The 14,425-nt window shown below is 66.5% G+C and carries 15 protein-coding genes and 2 pseudogenes; 10 read left to right on the top strand and 7 right to left on the bottom strand.

The annotated features are described in order from the left end of the window. Positions 1-81 precede the first annotated feature (81 nt). The 5 genes from EL337_RS11765 to EL337_RS28725 all read left to right on the top strand — a co-directional run bounded on the left by EL337_RS11765 (position 82) and on the right by EL337_RS28725 (position 3,381). Complete coding sequence (locus EL337_RS11765; protein ID WP_048635088.1) at positions 82-486, top strand: TOBE domain-containing protein; 405 nt, start codon at positions 82-84, stop codon at positions 484-486. Next, positions 483-1,235, top strand: a complete 753-nt coding sequence (gene modA, locus EL337_RS11760; RefSeq protein ID WP_048635087.1) for a molybdate ABC transporter substrate-binding protein — start codon at positions 483-485, stop codon at positions 1,233-1,235. The genes EL337_RS11765 and modA overlap by 4 nt, the downstream gene beginning before the upstream one ends. After that, positions 1,232-2,044, top strand: a complete 813-nt coding sequence (locus tag EL337_RS11755; protein ID WP_048635086.1) for an ABC transporter permease — start codon at positions 1,232-1,234, stop codon at positions 2,042-2,044. The genes modA and EL337_RS11755 overlap by 4 nt, the downstream gene beginning before the upstream one ends. Continuing rightward, positions 2,041-3,129: a sulfate/molybdate ABC transporter ATP-binding protein gene (locus EL337_RS11750; protein ID WP_048635085.1), complete on the top strand. Its 1,089-nt coding sequence runs from the start codon at positions 2,041-2,043 to the stop codon at positions 3,127-3,129. Before EL337_RS11755 ends, EL337_RS11750 begins: the two co-directional genes overlap by 4 nt. An 84-nt stretch (positions 3,130-3,213) precedes the next feature. Beyond that, positions 3,214-3,381, top strand: coding sequence for a hypothetical protein (locus EL337_RS28725; protein WP_170216917.1), 168 nt, complete (start codon positions 3,214-3,216; stop codon positions 3,379-3,381). A 14-nt stretch (positions 3,382-3,395) separates the two neighbouring features. Here the strand turns inward: EL337_RS28725 and EL337_RS11745 are convergent, their stop codons facing one another. From EL337_RS11745 to EL337_RS11720, 6 genes and pseudogenes are all read right to left on the bottom strand, one after another. Continuing rightward, positions 3,396-3,911 (bottom strand): nitroreductase family protein, encoded by a 516-nt coding sequence (locus EL337_RS11745; protein WP_048635084.1) that lies wholly within the window; start codon positions 3,909-3,911, stop codon positions 3,396-3,398. Positions 3,912-3,925: 14 nt separating this feature from the next. After that, positions 3,926-4,220: pseudogene (locus EL337_RS11740) on the bottom strand (flavin reductase family protein); the annotation flags it as partial. Between the two features lie 45 nt (positions 4,221-4,265). Beyond that, a complete protein-coding gene (locus EL337_RS11735) occupies positions 4,266-5,000 on the bottom strand; it encodes a helix-turn-helix domain-containing protein (RefSeq protein ID WP_170216916.1) in 735 nt (244 codons plus the stop codon). Between the two features lie 188 nt (positions 5,001-5,188). After that, positions 5,189-5,401, bottom strand: coding sequence for a hypothetical protein (locus EL337_RS11730; protein WP_048635081.1), 213 nt, complete (start codon positions 5,399-5,401; stop codon positions 5,189-5,191). Continuing rightward, on the bottom strand, positions 5,398-6,411 hold the full coding sequence (locus EL337_RS11725) for a YihY/virulence factor BrkB family protein (RefSeq protein WP_048635080.1): 1,014 nt from the start codon (positions 6,409-6,411) through the stop codon (positions 5,398-5,400). The genes EL337_RS11730 and EL337_RS11725 overlap by 4 nt, the downstream gene beginning before the upstream one ends. Before the next feature lie 667 nt (positions 6,412-7,078). Beyond that, positions 7,079-7,825, bottom strand: a complete 747-nt coding sequence (locus tag EL337_RS11720; protein WP_407662587.1) for a SigB/SigF/SigG family RNA polymerase sigma factor — start codon at positions 7,823-7,825, stop codon at positions 7,079-7,081. Positions 7,826-7,975: 150 nt separating this feature from the next. Here EL337_RS11720 and EL337_RS28720 point away from each other — a divergent pair, with 150 nt between their 5' ends. Next, positions 7,976-8,236 carry a hypothetical protein gene (locus EL337_RS28720; protein WP_170216900.1) on the top strand — a complete coding sequence of 87 codons (261 nt, stop codon included), beginning with the start codon at positions 7,976-7,978 and terminating at the stop codon, positions 8,234-8,236. Between the two features lie 137 nt (positions 8,237-8,373). On the opposite strand, the gene EL337_RS11710 is transcribed toward EL337_RS28720, so the two are convergent. Beyond that, entirely contained in the window at positions 8,374-9,297 is a 924-nt protein-coding gene (locus EL337_RS11710) for a LysR family transcriptional regulator (RefSeq protein ID WP_048635077.1), read from the bottom strand. A gap of 156 nt (positions 9,298-9,453) precedes the next feature. On the opposite strand from EL337_RS11710, the gene EL337_RS11705 reads away from it, so the two are divergent. From EL337_RS11705 to EL337_RS11690, 4 genes and pseudogenes are all read left to right on the top strand, one after another. Continuing rightward, entirely contained in the window at positions 9,454-10,548 is a 1,095-nt protein-coding gene (locus EL337_RS11705; RefSeq protein WP_048635076.1) for a tartrate dehydrogenase, read from the top strand. A gap of 69 nt (positions 10,549-10,617) precedes the next feature. After that, positions 10,618-12,221, top strand: a pseudogene (locus tag EL337_RS11700) (SLC13 family permease). Between the two features lie 262 nt (positions 12,222-12,483). Further along, positions 12,484-12,753: a hypothetical protein gene (locus EL337_RS11695; protein WP_048635075.1), complete on the top strand. Its 270-nt coding sequence runs from the start codon at positions 12,484-12,486 to the stop codon at positions 12,751-12,753. Positions 12,754-12,805: 52 nt separating this feature from the next. Then, the gene (locus EL337_RS11690; RefSeq protein WP_048635074.1) at positions 12,806-14,410 is read left to right on the top strand and encodes a S53 family peptidase; all 1,605 of its coding nucleotides are present in this window, start codon (positions 12,806-12,808) and stop codon (positions 14,408-14,410) included. The last annotated feature ends 15 nt before the right edge of the window (positions 14,411-14,425 follow it).

Below are 14,425 nucleotides of genomic sequence, written 5' to 3'. Positions count from 1 at the left end.
CGATCTAAGCCCCGCGGAATCGGTTACATCGAGTAGATTTCTCCTTATGTACGGATTCGATCGCCGGGTAGGGGATGCAGCGTGACAACCATCCGGATCAAGGACGCCGCTGCCCTGCTCGGCGTCAGCGATGACACCGTGCGTCGCTGGATCGACAGCGGCAGCCTGGCCTGCTCGAAAGACGACTCCGGACGCAAGGTGATCGCCGGCGAGGTACTCGCCGCGTTCGCCCGTGAGCACGCGTCGCCGCCTCCCGACCCCCTGGGTGTCGGCAGCTCGGCGCGCAACCGGCTCGTCGGGCTGGTCACCCAGGTCACTGCCGACAAGGTCATGAGCGAGGTGCAGATGCAGTGCGGCCCGTTCACCGTCGTCTCGCTGATGAGTACGCAGTCGGCGCGCCAGCTCGGCCTTGAGCCGGGAGTCGTCGCCGTCGCCGTGGTCAAGGCGACCACGGTCATCATCGAAACGCCGGGCGGAGCGTCGTGAGGTCGATCGCGGGCGCCGCCCTGTGTGTCGCGGCATTTGTCGCGGGGTGCTCCTCGGCACCGGATGACCCCGCCGCAGGCAACTTGACCGTGTTCGCCGCCGCCTCGCTGAAATCGACGTTCACCGATCTCGGGGCTCGGTTCGAAAGAAACCATCCCGGAACGAAAGTCGCGTTCAACTTCGCCGGATCGTCGGACCTCGTGGCGCAACTCAGCCAGGGTGCGCCCGCCGACGTCTTCGCCTCCGCTGACGCCGCCAACATGGCCAGAGCCGTCGACGGCGCCCTGGTGTCCGGTGCGCCGGTCGACTTCGCTACCAACACGTTGACCATCGTGACTACGCCGGGAAACCCGCGCGGTATAACCGCTTTCGCAGATCTGGCCGCGCCGGGCCTGCAGGTGGTGGTGTGCGCACCACAGGTGCCGTGCGGGTCGGCCACCGAGAAAGTGGAGGACGACACCGGGGTGAGGCTGACACCGGTGAGTGAGGAGTCGGCAGTCACCGACGTGCTGGGCAAGATCACATCCGGTCAGGCCGACGCCGGTCTGGTCTACGTCACCGACGCCACCGGGGCCGGCGAGAAGGTCACAGCGGTGCCGTTCCCCGAGTCCGCAGACGCGGTGAACACCTATCCGATCGCGAGTCTGGCCGGGGCGTCCGATCCGGCGGCCGCGCAGCAGTTCATCGACCTCGTCACGGGCCCGGAGGGTCGAGACGTGCTGTCGGCGGCCGGCTTCGCCGCACCGTGACCGCGCCGCGCCGGAGCGCAGGGCTGCTCCAGGTCGGATTGCCCGGCTGGATCTACCTGCCCGCGGCGGTCGGCGGGCTGTTCGTCATCACACCGATGGTGGCGATCCTGCTCCGAATCGACTGGCCGAACTTCGTCTCGTTGATCACCTCCGAATCATCGCGCGCCGCACTGGTTCTGAGCCTGAAGACGGCAGCGGCCAGTACCGTGGTGTGCACGCTGCTCGGTGTCCCGATGGCCTTGGTGCTCGCCCGCGGACGGTTTCCGGGCCAGTCGGTGTTGCGCGCCCTCGTACTGCTTCCCCTGGTGTTGCCGCCGGTGGTCGGCGGCATCGCGCTGCTGTACACGTTCGGCAGGCAGGGTCTTCTCGGGCAGCACCTCGAGGTGCTGGGTATCCGCATCGCGTTCTCGACCACCGCGGTGGTGCTTGCCCAGTCGTTCGTCTCGCTACCCTTCCTGGTGGTCAGCCTCGAAGGCGCGCTGCGGTCCGCTGGTACCGGATACGAGCAGATCGCCGCGACCCTGGGCGCCACCCCGACGACCGTGTTGCGCACGGTGACGCTGCCGCTGGTGCTGCCCGGGCTGATGTCGGGCGCGGTGCTGGCGTTCGCGCGCGCGCTCGGTGAGTTCGGCGCGACGCTGACCTTCGCCGGGTCGCTGCAGGGGGTGACCCGGACACTGCCGCTGGAGATCTATCTGCAACGCGAGACCGACGCCGACGCGGCCGTCGCCCTGTCGCTGTTGCTGATCGTCGTTGCCGCGCTGATCGTGGTCGCGTCGGCCGGCCGACGCCTGGCGGGCCCGCTGTGAGCGGCGTCCGGGTGCGCGCCCGACACGAACAGCGCGGGGTCGATGTCGAGATGTCCGTCGCCGACGGTGAAGTCGTCGCCGTGCTGGGGCCGAACGGTGCCGGAAAATCGACTCTGCTGCACCTGATCGCCGGCCTGCTACGACCGGACGACGGCCGGATCGCGCTGGGCGAGAGGGTCGTCACCGACACCTCCGCCGGCACCTTTGTACCTGCGCACGCCCGGGGGGTGGCCATGCTGAGTCAGCGGGCGATGCTGTTCCCGCACATGACCGTTGCGGCCAATGTCGCCTATGCCCCAAGGTGTTCCGGACAGTCCCGAACGGCGGCCCGGGCCACCGCACAGCGCTGGCTGGACGCGGTCGGGGCGGCCGACCTCGCATATCGACGGCCCGCCCAGCTGTCCGGAGGGCAGGCTCAGCGGGTGGCGATCGCGCGTGCGCTCGCCGCCGAGCCGCGGCTGCTTCTGCTCGACGAGCCGATGGCGGCACTCGACGTCACGGTCGCGCCGGCGCTGCGACGCCTGCTGCGCGAGATCCTGCGGGACAGGACGGCGATCATCGTCACGCACGATCTGCTCGACGCGCTGGCCATCGCCGACACGGTCGCCGTCATCGACCGCGGGCGGGTTGTCGAGTGCGGTCCGGCCCGCACCGTCCTGACCGCGCCGCGCAGCGACTTCGCCGCACGGATCGCCGGCATCAACCTCGTCCCGGGCGCCGTGAGCGAGCCAGGAGTGATCCGGACGGCCTGGGGTACCGCGATCTCGGGGATCGGCGACGTCCCGGTGGGCGCGTCCGCGATAGCCCTGTTCCGGCCGGCGGCGGTGGCCGTGCACGTCGATACCCCGCACGGCAGTCCACGCAACGTGATACCGGTGACCGTCGCCGAGATCGACATGCACGGCCCCGTGGTGCGGGTCCGGGGCGTCGACCAACCCGACGGGGGCACCGGGTTGTCGGCGGATGTCACCGCTGCGGCCGCCGCCGACCTCGATCTGGAGCCGGGTAAAGCGGTGTACTTCGTGGTGAAAACGCAAGAAGTCGAACTGCATTCGGGGCCGCCGAGGGGCCGGCAGATCCCCTGACGCACGCCGCGACCGAGAGGGTTGGCCCCGCACCGCCGGGGTACCCGAGGGGGATCGCCTCAGCCACCATCTCCAGGAGCGTGTATGAAGACCTGCCCGGGCAGCGGCCGCGAGCTAGCTTCCGATCCGCCCGCCGACGAGGCAGCCACCTGCCCGGTCTGCGGACGTGAGACGAAGGTCGACCCGAAAGAGACCGACGAGGGGTTGACCTTCACCGTCGAAGAACACGCGCAGGTGGTCGCCGGCAGCTGACACCGCCGGCGGCATCACCACCGGCCGCGGTGGACAACCTCGTCGAACGGACGCCGGTCCGGCGTGTTGATGGGCTTCAACGGACGATCGGCGGGATAGCCGACGCCGAGCAGGTAGGCCACGAAGTGATCGTCCGGGACACCCAGGATGGCGCGGGCCTTGTCCTGGTCACCGACCGAGGAATGGGCCGTCCCGATGCCCAGGTCGGCGGCGGTCACCGCCATCGCCATGGTGGCTTGCCCCAGGTCGTACTGGTCGACCACTCTGCGCCGTTCGTCGGGGGGTTCCGGAGCCACGATCGCGATGCCGGCCGGGGCCGAGGCGATGTGTCCGGCGCCCTGCCACACCGTCGAGAGTTCCTGCAGCTGTTCGGGATCGGTGACGATCACGAAGTCCCATGGCTGCCGGTTCTTCGCCGACGGGGATTGCCACCCCGCTTCGGCGATGCGCATCAGGGCATCCTCGGGAATCGGGTCCTGCCGGTAGGTCCTGACGTTGCGGCGGGCGCGAACGGCATCCCAGGTTTCCATGTTTTCTCCTGTGGTCAGAGGTCGAGTACCAGACGCGGCGTGCGCGATCGCGACACGCAGATCATCCTGACGTCGTTGGCTTCACGCTCGGGTCCGCTCAACACGGAGTCCCGGTGCTCGGGCTCCCCGTCCAGCACCGCGGTCCCGCAGCTGCCGCAGGTGCCTTCGCGGCACGAGTAGAGGGGGTCGACGCCCAGCCGTGGCTGAGGCGAACCGTTCGACGTCTAGGTCGTCAGAAGGCCCCGCTGCACAGCGCTGTTCGACGGCAGCAAGGAGTGGTTCCGGCCCGCAGCAGTACACCGCGGCGCCGGGGTGGGGAGCCGGTCAACCTGCTTGAGAGTTGAAAAGTCACGGTCAGCTCTCGTCGAGGTTGACCCACACGGCGACCGCGGGCCCCGTACCGGTGTTCTCGATGCGGTGCGGCAGCTCGGACGTGTACGCGATCACATCGCCCGGTTCCAGCACGTGGCTCTGGCCATCGAGCTCGATTGTCAGCTGTCCCGAGATGAGCACACCGAATTCGCGGCCGTCGTGGTGAGTGGACGAAGGCCCACTCACCCCGCCCAGGTCGTACTCGTTGACCGCGAGTTCCAGCCCGGCAACGGCATCGGTGTGCGCGACCCTACGCGTGACGCCCTCCCCCAGGCGGACAACGGTTTGCTCGCTCAACTTTGTCACCGGGGACTCGTCGGCGCAGTCCTTGAGCGCGAAGAGGTCGTACATGTGGACGCCGAGGGCCGATGCCACCGCCACCAGCGTGCCGACCGAGGCGGTGGACACCCCCCGCTCCAGCATGCTCAACATCGATACGCTGACGCCGGTTCGTTCCGCCACATCGCGCAGGGTCAGCTGCTGGCGCAACCGTATCGCCCGGATCCGCGCTCCCACAAGCAGCATGATCTGCTCGGTGGGGCCGGAAACCCGTTCGGTCACGGCGACTTCGAGTGCGCCGACATCGTCGCTGTTCTTGACGGTTGCGCCCGGTTTGCCCGCGTTTCGGGCCTTGTCCGACTTCGTAGGCTTCCTCGCCGCCGAGGCGGCCGCGGCTCTGCGCCGTCCAGCCGCTGCAGCGGACCGAGATGACGTCATGTGACTCTCCGATGGACTCATTGGCGGGATAAGCTTTTTCAGCCTACGTGAATGAGGTTCCACTCCCGCGAAAAATTCAGCCGGAATTGCGCACGGTAGGTGTGGTGATCCTCATCGAGTTTTCCCTGCGAAAGTCGCTGTCGGGACGTACGCCGCCGCACCCGAGGGTCGGTCCGACGGCGATGCTGTCAGCGCAGCTGATCGCCGACGGGGGGTTCATCGGCGACGATCGGACGCGGCTCCCCTCGTTTCGCGGACCGCCGGATGGTGAAAGCGACCGCACCGATGGTCAGTCCCGCCGCGATGATCGTCGGCCAGAACAGCGCCTGGACCACAACAATCCTGCGCTGGACCTTGACGCCTCCGCGGACGACGGAGCGGGTACGACGGGCGATGCTCACGGAATTTTCTCTCCTTCAGGGTTATTGGGCACTTCGGTGTCCGGATCGACCTCGGGACCGGGCTGGTCGAACGTGACGTCGACCTGCTGGAAACTCTTGGCACGCTGCGCTTCTGCCTGACCGGCATAAGCTTTGCGGTCTGCATCGGTGAGGTCGACGTTGTCGGTGAACGGAGTCAGGAGTGCACGGGGGTAGAGGTGGTCCACGCGCACCACGTTGATCTCCGCGCAGATCATCAGCGAGGTGGACACCAGGTAGAGGAACGCCAGCAGACCCAGCACGATGGCAAAGACACTGTTGGTGACGCTGGCCGAGGCGACCACGCGGGCTACGTAGGACGCACCGAACCATTGCAGCATCTGCCACAGCACCGCGGCCAGCACTGCCCCCGGCATCACCTGAGCGAATGTCAGCGATCGCACCGTCGTGACGCGGAACGCGACGACGCACACCGCGGTGTTGAGCGCGAGGGAGCCGATCACGACGCCGGCGGTACCGACGAACCCGAGCCCGGCCCAGTTCCTACCCAGACCCGTCAACACAGTCGTCGCGATCAGGGCCGACCCCAACACGACCAGCAGCAGCAGGCTGTGGATGCGTGATTTGATCGGATCGCGCCGGACGAACCGTGGCACCGACCAGACGGAGTCCATGGCGTTCTGCAGCGCCTGGCCCACTCCGAGTCCGCCGTACAGAGCGCCGGCGATTCCGATGACGACCGCGGTGCTGCCGCCGCTGAGGGTTTCCGGCCTGCTCAGTTGGTCACCGATGAGCGGGAACTGGCTGATCGCGGAGTCGACGATATCGGCACGCCACTCCGGTTTGTTCCACAGCAGAACACCCAGCGCGGTGGTCAGGAGAAACAGCAACGGAAACAGCGAGACGAACGCGTAGTAGGTGATCAGGGCGGCGAGGTAGTTGCCCTGGTCATCGACGTACTTGTAGATGACGGCGATGACGAAGCTGGCGAGCCGGCTCCGCTGTTGGACGCGATCCAGCCACTCCACCATCTGTGACCTCCTGCGATCCGGCCCCGCGCCGTCGCCGGTGGGCATACCCACCTCCGCAGACGTTGACGCACCTCGGTGCATCTTCAATCACAGTGGAATTGGCGGCGCCAGCAGTACGTGACATCCGAGTATTCCGTTGCAATGCCGTGTTGAGCCAACTAGTCTTCGGAAGTGAGTTCAACCAAGCTCAAATTTTGGGGCGGGGTGACGGCGCCTTCTCCCCCGCATCGCTCGGCTCAGTCCACGTCCGCAACCGCTTCGTGCGAGCAGGCACCGGCGAGTCCATGGCGGATCGTGCGGGGCTGATCGGTGCCGACTACGTCAAGATCCATGAAGACCTCCCCCGCGGGGGCGTGGGACTCGCATTCACGACGAGCATCATTCGTTGAGATGCTGGCGGATTCCGAGGCTGAATCTGCTGCGGCACGCGCGCTACCGCCTCGCCGGCGGCTTCGCCGCGAAAGGCTCCGGCCGGAAGCCATCGGCGGCGCAACTGTAGCCGGACGCCATGTTTCACTTCGGCGCTGAGGGTTATCCACCGACGACGTGCTCAGGCGACCCCGGGGTCGAACTGACGCGAGGTCCCCTCGGCCCAGACCACGGTGCCGAGGGGACCGCCTCATGTCGGGGCAGCATCGAGTGCAGACGCCTCGCGGGAGCCGACTTGTCAGCAGGCCGGCGCCAGGCGCGGATCGCTGACCTGATCCCGCAGCCGTTCCAGCGCTTTCGTCAGCAGCCGGGAGACATGCATCTGCGAGCACCCGATGCGCGCGGCGATCTGCGTCTGCGTCATGTTCTCAAAGAAGCGCAGCCGCAGCACTGTTCGTTCGCGCTCCGGCAACGCCGCCAGCAGTGGACGCACGCTCTCGACATCGAGCACTTTGTCCAGGTTGGAGTCGACGGAGCCGAACGTCTCGCTGAGGGCGAGACCGTCGTCGTCGGACCCGAACGTCATGTCGGTCGACATCGTCGAATAATTGCCGCTGGCGATCGTTGCCTGGACGACGATCTGTCGGTCGATTCCGAGGTATTCGGCGACCTCGGAGGCGTTCGGCGCGCGGCCCAGCCGTTGCGAGAGCTCTGCGCGGGCCCTGTTCAGCTGTGGCAGCAGTTCTTTGATGCCGCGAGGCACCTTGACAGCCCACCCGTGATCACGGAAGTGGCGACGGACCTCGCCCATCATCGTCGGAACGGCGAAGGACAGAAAGTCGGCACCGTTGTCGACGTCGAATCGGTTGATCGCGCTCACGAGCCCGACCCGGGCGACCTGCACGAGGTCGTCGTGAGGCTCGCCGCGTCCGCCGTACCGGCGGGCGATATGTTCGGCCAGCGGAAGACACTGTGCCGCGATCACTTCGCGTTGACGGCGAAACGCCGCCGAACCGTTTTCGAGGGACTTGAGCTGACGGAACATCTCCGTCACTTCTGCATAGTTATTCTTCGGCCCAGACATGAGTATCAACACCCTTACCGCGTCGCAATGGACTAGGCGGCTCGAGCCTGAACCGGTGGTTACATGTACCCCGGCAACGGGTACGCGAAACATGGACGCTCAGCTCCCGCTGTGCGCGACGCTGATATCTCAGAAAAGGGTTTGAAATCGACGGATGCGGCAATTCGTTGCCCGCACTGTTCGCTTGTTGGTTCCTACGCCTGGATTGGATTCGCAATGATTGTCCTCGGCATCATTCTCCTGGTGATCGGCTATTTCACCGGTCTCTCGCTTCTGTACACGATCGGCGGGATTCTCGTGGTGATCGGCATCATCCTGTGGGTGCTCGGCGCGGTCGGCCGCCCGGTCGGGGGTCGAAAAGTCTGGTTCTAGGCGCGCCGGCTGCGGCGACGCCGCAGCCGGCTGAGTAGTACTTGATGCGCTGAACTGCACTTTCAGGCCGACGATCACGGGCTCTACGCCCGTTGTCGTCGGCCTGAAATGCGTCTGGGCGAAAAACGTTCGACAGGTCAGCTCTCGGCCGCGGGTGTCCCTGCGGCCTCTCTGCCGTATGCCCTCGCGACGTCCATCAAGGCTGCGGCCGCCGGCGTCAGGTGGCTTCGTCTGCTCACCGCGGACACATGCAGATAAGACTCCGGGACTATGCGCTGTACCCGGGCCCCGGAACGGCGGGCGGTCCCGGTCCACGACGACGGCATCACCGCGCGGCCGAATCCGTTGAGCACCATCGGCAAAATGGAGGTGCGGTGGGCCACCTCTGCGGCGATCGTCACCGCAACGCCCTCGGCCAGCACATCGTCGACCAGTGCGCGCATCAGCGAGCCGCGCTGGGAGACGATCAACCGGCAGCCGCTCAGCTCATGCCGCGTCACCGTGGCAGAAAAAGACCCGTTGCCGTCGGAGTCGTCATCGGGTCCGGAAATCAGCACCAGTGCTTGGCTTTCCAACGGTACGACGGCCAGATCCGCGGCGCGGATCGGTTCGGCCGCGCCCAGGATCCCGATCTCGCAGGCACCCGAGCGCACGGTGCGGATCACTTCCTCGGGGGTGAAACCTGCCTCGGAGTTGATCGTCACGCTCGGGTGACTGCGGGCAAAGGTGGTCAGGATCGTGGTCAGCGGTTCCATACCTGGAGAAGGCATCGTGATGAGGTCGATTCGACCGCCGCGCAGATGCTTGAGTTCGTGCATTGCCTCGGTGGCCTCGGCGATGTCGCGCAGCACCACACGTGCCGGACCGACCAGCGCTCGCCCCGCGTCGCTGAGCACCACGCCGCGGGTGACTCGATGGAACAGCGGCATACCGAGCTCGCGCTCGAAGCCTGCGATCGCCTGCGACAGGGACGGTTGAGCGATCATCAACTCCTCGGCCGCCTTACTGAAGCCGCCGTGATCGACCACCGCGAGAAAGAACCGGAGCTGCCGCACCTCCACAACACTCCCCTTCCTGACAGCTCGCGCTGACCAGTATCGATAGGTACAGGCTATGCGTCCGATCGCAATTAGGTCTTGGACCGGGGTGTCGACGTGGTCTGCAATGGCAATAACCCGTGGTGTGACGTGCACTACACCGATGGAGGGGGAGCCCCCATGACCGCTCGGGCGTTCACGATCGCCGCCATACCTGCCGATGGCGTCGGCAAAGAAGTCGTGGCCGCAGGCCGCCGGGTACTCGACCGTCTTGCCGAGCAGTCGGACGGTCGCTTCGTCTTCGAGTGGACCGAGTTTCCGTGGGGGTGCGAGTACTACCGGGAGACGGGCCGGATGATGCCCGCCGACGGGCTCGACACGCTGCGGTCCTTCGACGCGATCTACTTCGGGGCGGTGGGGTGGAAGAACGTTCCCGATCACATCAGCCTGTGGGGCCTGCGGCTGGCGATCACGCAGGGCTTCGACCAGTGGGCCAACATCCGGCCCGTCAACTTCCTGCCCGGCGTCACCTCCCCGCTCCGCAAAGCCGACGACACCGAACTCAATTGGATTGTGGTGCGGGAGAACAGCGAAGGCGAGTATGCCGGCTTGGGTGGGCGCAACCTCGGCAGCCGCGGGCCGGGCAACGAGGTGGCTCTTCAGACGTCATTGTTCACCGAGAAGGGCTGCGAACGCATCATGCGGTTCGCCTTCGACCTTGCGCGCACCCGCACGGTGAAGAAGGTCTCCAGCGTGACCAAGTCCAACGCCCAGCAGTTCGGCATGGTGCTCTGGGATGAGGTGTTCACCCGAGTCGCCGCGGACTACCCGGACATCGAGACCGAAAGCGTGCTCGTCGACGCGATGAGCGCGAAGTTCGTCCTGCACCCCGAGCAGCTCTCGGTGGTGGTGGCCTCGAACCTGAACGCCGACATCCTGTCCGATCTCGGGTCGGCGCTGGCCGGCAGTCTCGGTCTTGCCTCCAGCGCCAACCTGAACCCGGAGCGGCGCTTTCCGAGCATGTTCGAGCCGGTGCACGGTTCGGCTCCCGACATCGCCGGCGAGGGCGTCTGCAACCCGATCGGCGCCATCGCCAGCGCGGCGCTGATGCTCGACCATCTCGGACTTGCCGAGGAGGCCCGTCGCCTCGATGCCGCGATCGAGGCGACCACCGCCGGTGGGGTGCTCCCCCGCGACCTCGGGGGCAGCGCATCGACCGACGACGTCACCGACGCGATCATCGCCCAACTGACGCAAGCCCTGCTCGACGCGTGACCCCCGGACACAGAGTGAATTTCCCTACCAGAAGCGGTATTTGACAACAATTCTCACGACGGAGGAGCCATGACAACCGAACCCAGAAGTCGGCGCACAGACGTCGACAAGGCGCTGCTCGGCAGCGCCACCTACCGCAGTCTCGGTGAGCAACAGCTGTCCCCGTCTGAGGAACGCTTCGAGAAGGGCCGTCGCACCGTCGGCCTCTTCCTGGCACCGGTGGTCACCATCGCCTTTCTCGTCTTGCCGCTGGGCATGGAGCCCCAACAGCAGACCTTGGCCGGGGTCCTGCTCGGCGTCATCATCCTGTGGATCTCCGAGGCCGTCCCCATCCCGATCGGGGGCTTACTCGGCGTGGCTGTGATCGTCTTTCTCGGCGTGGCACCTGCCGATGACGTCCTGGGCGCCTTCGGATCATCGACCATCTTCACGTTCATCGGCGCGTTCATCCTCGCCCAGGCAATGCTCAAACACGGTCTGGCCAAACGCTTCGCCTTCCGCATCCTGGCGCTGCCGCGGGTCGGCCAATCCACCACCGGCGTGATCGTCGCGTTCGGCGCCATCACGGCGCTGCTGTCGGCGTTCGTCTCGAACACCGCCACGGTGGCGATGTTGCTGCCCACCGCCCTCGGCATCCTCGGCGTGATCGCCAAACTCATGCAGGACCGCGGCATGGTCGCCGAGGATTTCGATCCCCTGCGTGTTCGGGTGGGTGCAGCGATCATGCTGATGCTGGCCTACGGCGCCAGCGTCGGCGGTCTGCTGACGCCGGTCGGCAGTCCCCCGAACCTGATCGGCCGCGTCTCATCGAAGAGGCCACCGGAGAACGGATTTCGTTTGCGCAGTGGATCGCCATGGCTGCACCGATCTGTCTGTTGATGTTCGTGGCGCTGGCATTCATCGTGATACGACTCAACAAACCCGAGATTCAACGCATCGACGGCGTTGCCGACTATGTGGCCGAGCAGCGGGCGGAGATGGGCAATCTGTCTCGGGCCGAGAAGAACACGCTGATCGCCTTCAGCGTCACCGTGTTCCTGTGGGTCCTGCCCGGCATCGTGGCGCTGGTGGCGGGCAACGACTCCGACGTCTACACATGGATCAGCGACCGGCTCGACGAAGGCATGGTCGCGGTGTTCGGCGCCGCGCTGCTCTACCTGCTCCCCACCGATTGGGCTCAGCGGGAATTCACCCTCCGCTGGAAGGACGCAACCGAGATCGACTGGGGCACGATCGTGCTCTTCGGCAGCGGCATCATCTTCGGCGCACTGCTGGCCTCCACCGGCCTGGCCGAGACCATCGGCACCTCGGTCGACGGCGCGCTCGGCCTGTCCAGCATCGTCCCGATCACCATCTTCGCCGTGATCCTGGCAATCGTGGTGTCCGAGACCACCAGCAACACTGCATCGGCGGCAGTCGTGGTCCCGATCATCATCCCCGTCGCCATCGCCGCGGGTGTGAACCCGTTTGTGCCCGCGCTGGCGGCGACGTTCGCGGCGTCCTTCGGCTTCATGCTGCCGGTATCGACTCCGCAGAACGCCATCGTCTACGGATCCGGGGCGGTACGGATCACCACGATGATTCGCACCGGCATCTCGTTCGACATCATCGGCGCAATTCTCATCATCATCGGGCTACCGCTGATGATCTCGCTCATCGGGCTCGGGACCTGACGGTCGACCCTCACCGCGGCGGCGTGGCACCACCACGGCCCTGCTGACCGGGTAGCAAACCTTCCCCCGGTACACCCCATGGAATATCTCGCCGGTCCGGTCGGTTTTGGCTCACAGTCGACCGCAAGGATTGCGTCGGGTCGGCCACCGCAAGTTTCGCTCCACGGACCACAAATCCGTCTATTGGAATACGATCCTTGAACGGTTATGCGCGAAAGACGCAGCCCGGAGAACCAGCACAGAACCAGAAAAGGACCGAAACATGGCATCAGCTCGTCTTCGTCGTCGCATCGCGGCAGTGGTTGGCGGTGGTGCCGTCATCACGATGATCGGCTTCACCGCGGCGTGCAGCACCGACAGCGGCACCCCCGAAGAGTCCACCACCACCACGACGACCACGACCACGACCACGCCGCCGCCGCTGAGCCCCACCGAGAAGGCCCCCAACCCTGACGGTCCGGGCATCTTCACTCCGCCGGTCGTGGCACCTCAGCCGACGGTCGATGGAGACCGCGACAGATACGGTCAGTAAACGCGGCGTGGCCGGAATGCCTCCGGCCACGCCCTGAGTTCGTCTGGGAGCAATGACAACGGTGACTGGTCGCTCGCTCGCCGTCTTGCTTCTTGTCGGCGCGGTGCTCGTGGGCATTGGTCTGTCCGTCCACGAGCACCGTCCCGACGACAGGGTCATCGACGGCCCTTACGCCTCCCTGCTGGATGCGTCCACCGACCTCGGCCCGGCGCAAGAGCAGAAGATCGAGGTCACCGCCAGTCTCACCGGCCAGTCACGGCCCACAGCATTGATGGATTGGGCCCAGGACCAGTCGCTGTCGGTCCGGTGGCGACCGGGTGACGACTGGGTGATCGTGGAGGGATCCCCGGACGCCGTCGGGCAGGCGTTCGACGTGTCTGTGCGTGACTACCGGGGACGGATGGGTCAGCTCTTCTACGCCTCACCGCATCAGCCCACGGTCCCCGAGCACCTGCGGGCCGAGGTGGCCGAGATGGGCCGGATCCTCAGCTACATCCCGCATCACATGTCGATGCCCGACCACATACCCCTCGACGTTCCCGACCGCGGCTTGGCCCCCGACGCGCTGCTGCGCACCTACAACGCCGACGATCTGGCCAGGGCCGGATTCACCGGCCGAGGCGCCACCATCGTCATCTTTGCTTTCGACGGCTTTCGACAGTCCGACCTGGACGCGTTCGCCGGCATGTTCGGCCTGCCGCAGTTCACCCCCGAGGTCGTCGGCGGATCACCCGGCGAACCGCGCGGCGAGCTGTCGATGGATCTTCAAGTGGCACATGCCATTGCCCCCGACGCGCGCAAGGTGGTGGTGAACGCCCGCCCGACTGTGGAAGGTGGCGGCGGATACCGCAAGATCGGCGAGATGCTCGAAGACACCGACCGCCGGTTCCCCGGCGCGGTGTGGAGCTTCTCGATCGGCTGGGGCTGCGACAAACTCATCACTGCCGCCGATCTGGCTCCGGTCCGGTCCGCGCTGCGCGCCGCGCAGTCCCGCGGCACCACCGCCTACAACGCCAGCGGCGACCTGGCCGGGATGGAGTGCCGGGGCGGACAGGACTGGTCCTCGCCCCCGAGCGAACAGGACATCGGCCTCGACTCGATCGCGTCGCTGCCCGAAATGACCAGCGTCGGTGGCACCACCCTGTCCACCGCCGCCGACGGGACGTGGGTGTCCGAACAGACCTGGTTCGACGTCCCGCTGTCCCAGGGCACCGGCGGCGGCGTGTCGGCACTCTTCGACATGCCACCCTGGCAACGCACCGCCGCCGCGGCTGTCGACCCCGACCGCCACAACGGCAGGCGCATGACGCCGGACGTCGCCGCAGTGGCCGATCCGTTCACCGGGGTGAAGTTCGTGCTCAATGATCAGGTTGTGGTCGGTGGCGGCACCTCACAGTCGGCGCCGATCTGGGCCGGCCTGACCGCGGTGATGAACCAGTTCCTGCTGGAGAACGGCGGAACTCTCATCGGCGACATCAACCCGCTGCTGTATCGCATCGCCGAGGGTGCACCCCGCCCGTCGTACCGCGATGTCACGTTGGGCGGCAACGCCGTCGACAACGCCGGCCCCGGTTACGACCTGGTCACCGGGCTCGGCACCCCGGATATCGACAATCTGGTGCGCAATATCGAACTCGCCCAGAAGGTGCAGGCCTGATGAGCGCTTGCGCGA

It is taken from the genome of Mycolicibacterium aurum (genome assembly GCF_900637195.1).
Classification (GTDB): domain Bacteria; phylum Actinomycetota; class Actinomycetes; order Mycobacteriales; family Mycobacteriaceae; genus Mycobacterium; species Mycobacterium aurum.
Note: the sequence above shows the minus strand (reverse complement) of the source record. Positions and strands in the feature narration are given on the sequence as shown.

Bases quoted from the DNA above. Each gene is read 5' to 3' on its own strand.
- EL337_RS28725 (WP_170216917.1), top strand. From the start codon at position 3,214: ATGAAGACCTGCCCGGGCAGCGGCCGCGAGCTAGCTTCCGATCCGCCC.
- EL337_RS11745 (WP_048635084.1), bottom strand. From the start codon at position 3,911: ATGGAAACCTGGGATGCCGTTCGCGCCCGCCGCAACGTCAGGACCTAC.
- EL337_RS11735 (WP_170216916.1), bottom strand. From the start codon at position 5,000: ATGACGTCATCTCGGTCCGCTGCAGCGGCTGGACGGCGCAGAGCCGCG.
- EL337_RS11725 (WP_048635080.1), bottom strand. From the start codon at position 6,411: ATGGTGGAGTGGCTGGATCGCGTCCAACAGCGGAGCCGGCTCGCCAGC.
- EL337_RS11720 (WP_407662587.1), bottom strand. From the start codon at position 7,825: ATGTTCCGTCAGCTCAAGTCCCTCGAAAACGGTTCGGCGGCGTTTCGC.
- EL337_RS11705 (WP_048635076.1), top strand. From the start codon at position 9,454: ATGACCGCTCGGGCGTTCACGATCGCCGCCATACCTGCCGATGGCGTC.
- EL337_RS11695 (WP_048635075.1), top strand. From the start codon at position 12,484: ATGGCATCAGCTCGTCTTCGTCGTCGCATCGCGGCAGTGGTTGGCGGT.
- EL337_RS11690 (WP_048635074.1), top strand. From the start codon at position 12,806: ATGACAACGGTGACTGGTCGCTCGCTCGCCGTCTTGCTTCTTGTCGGC.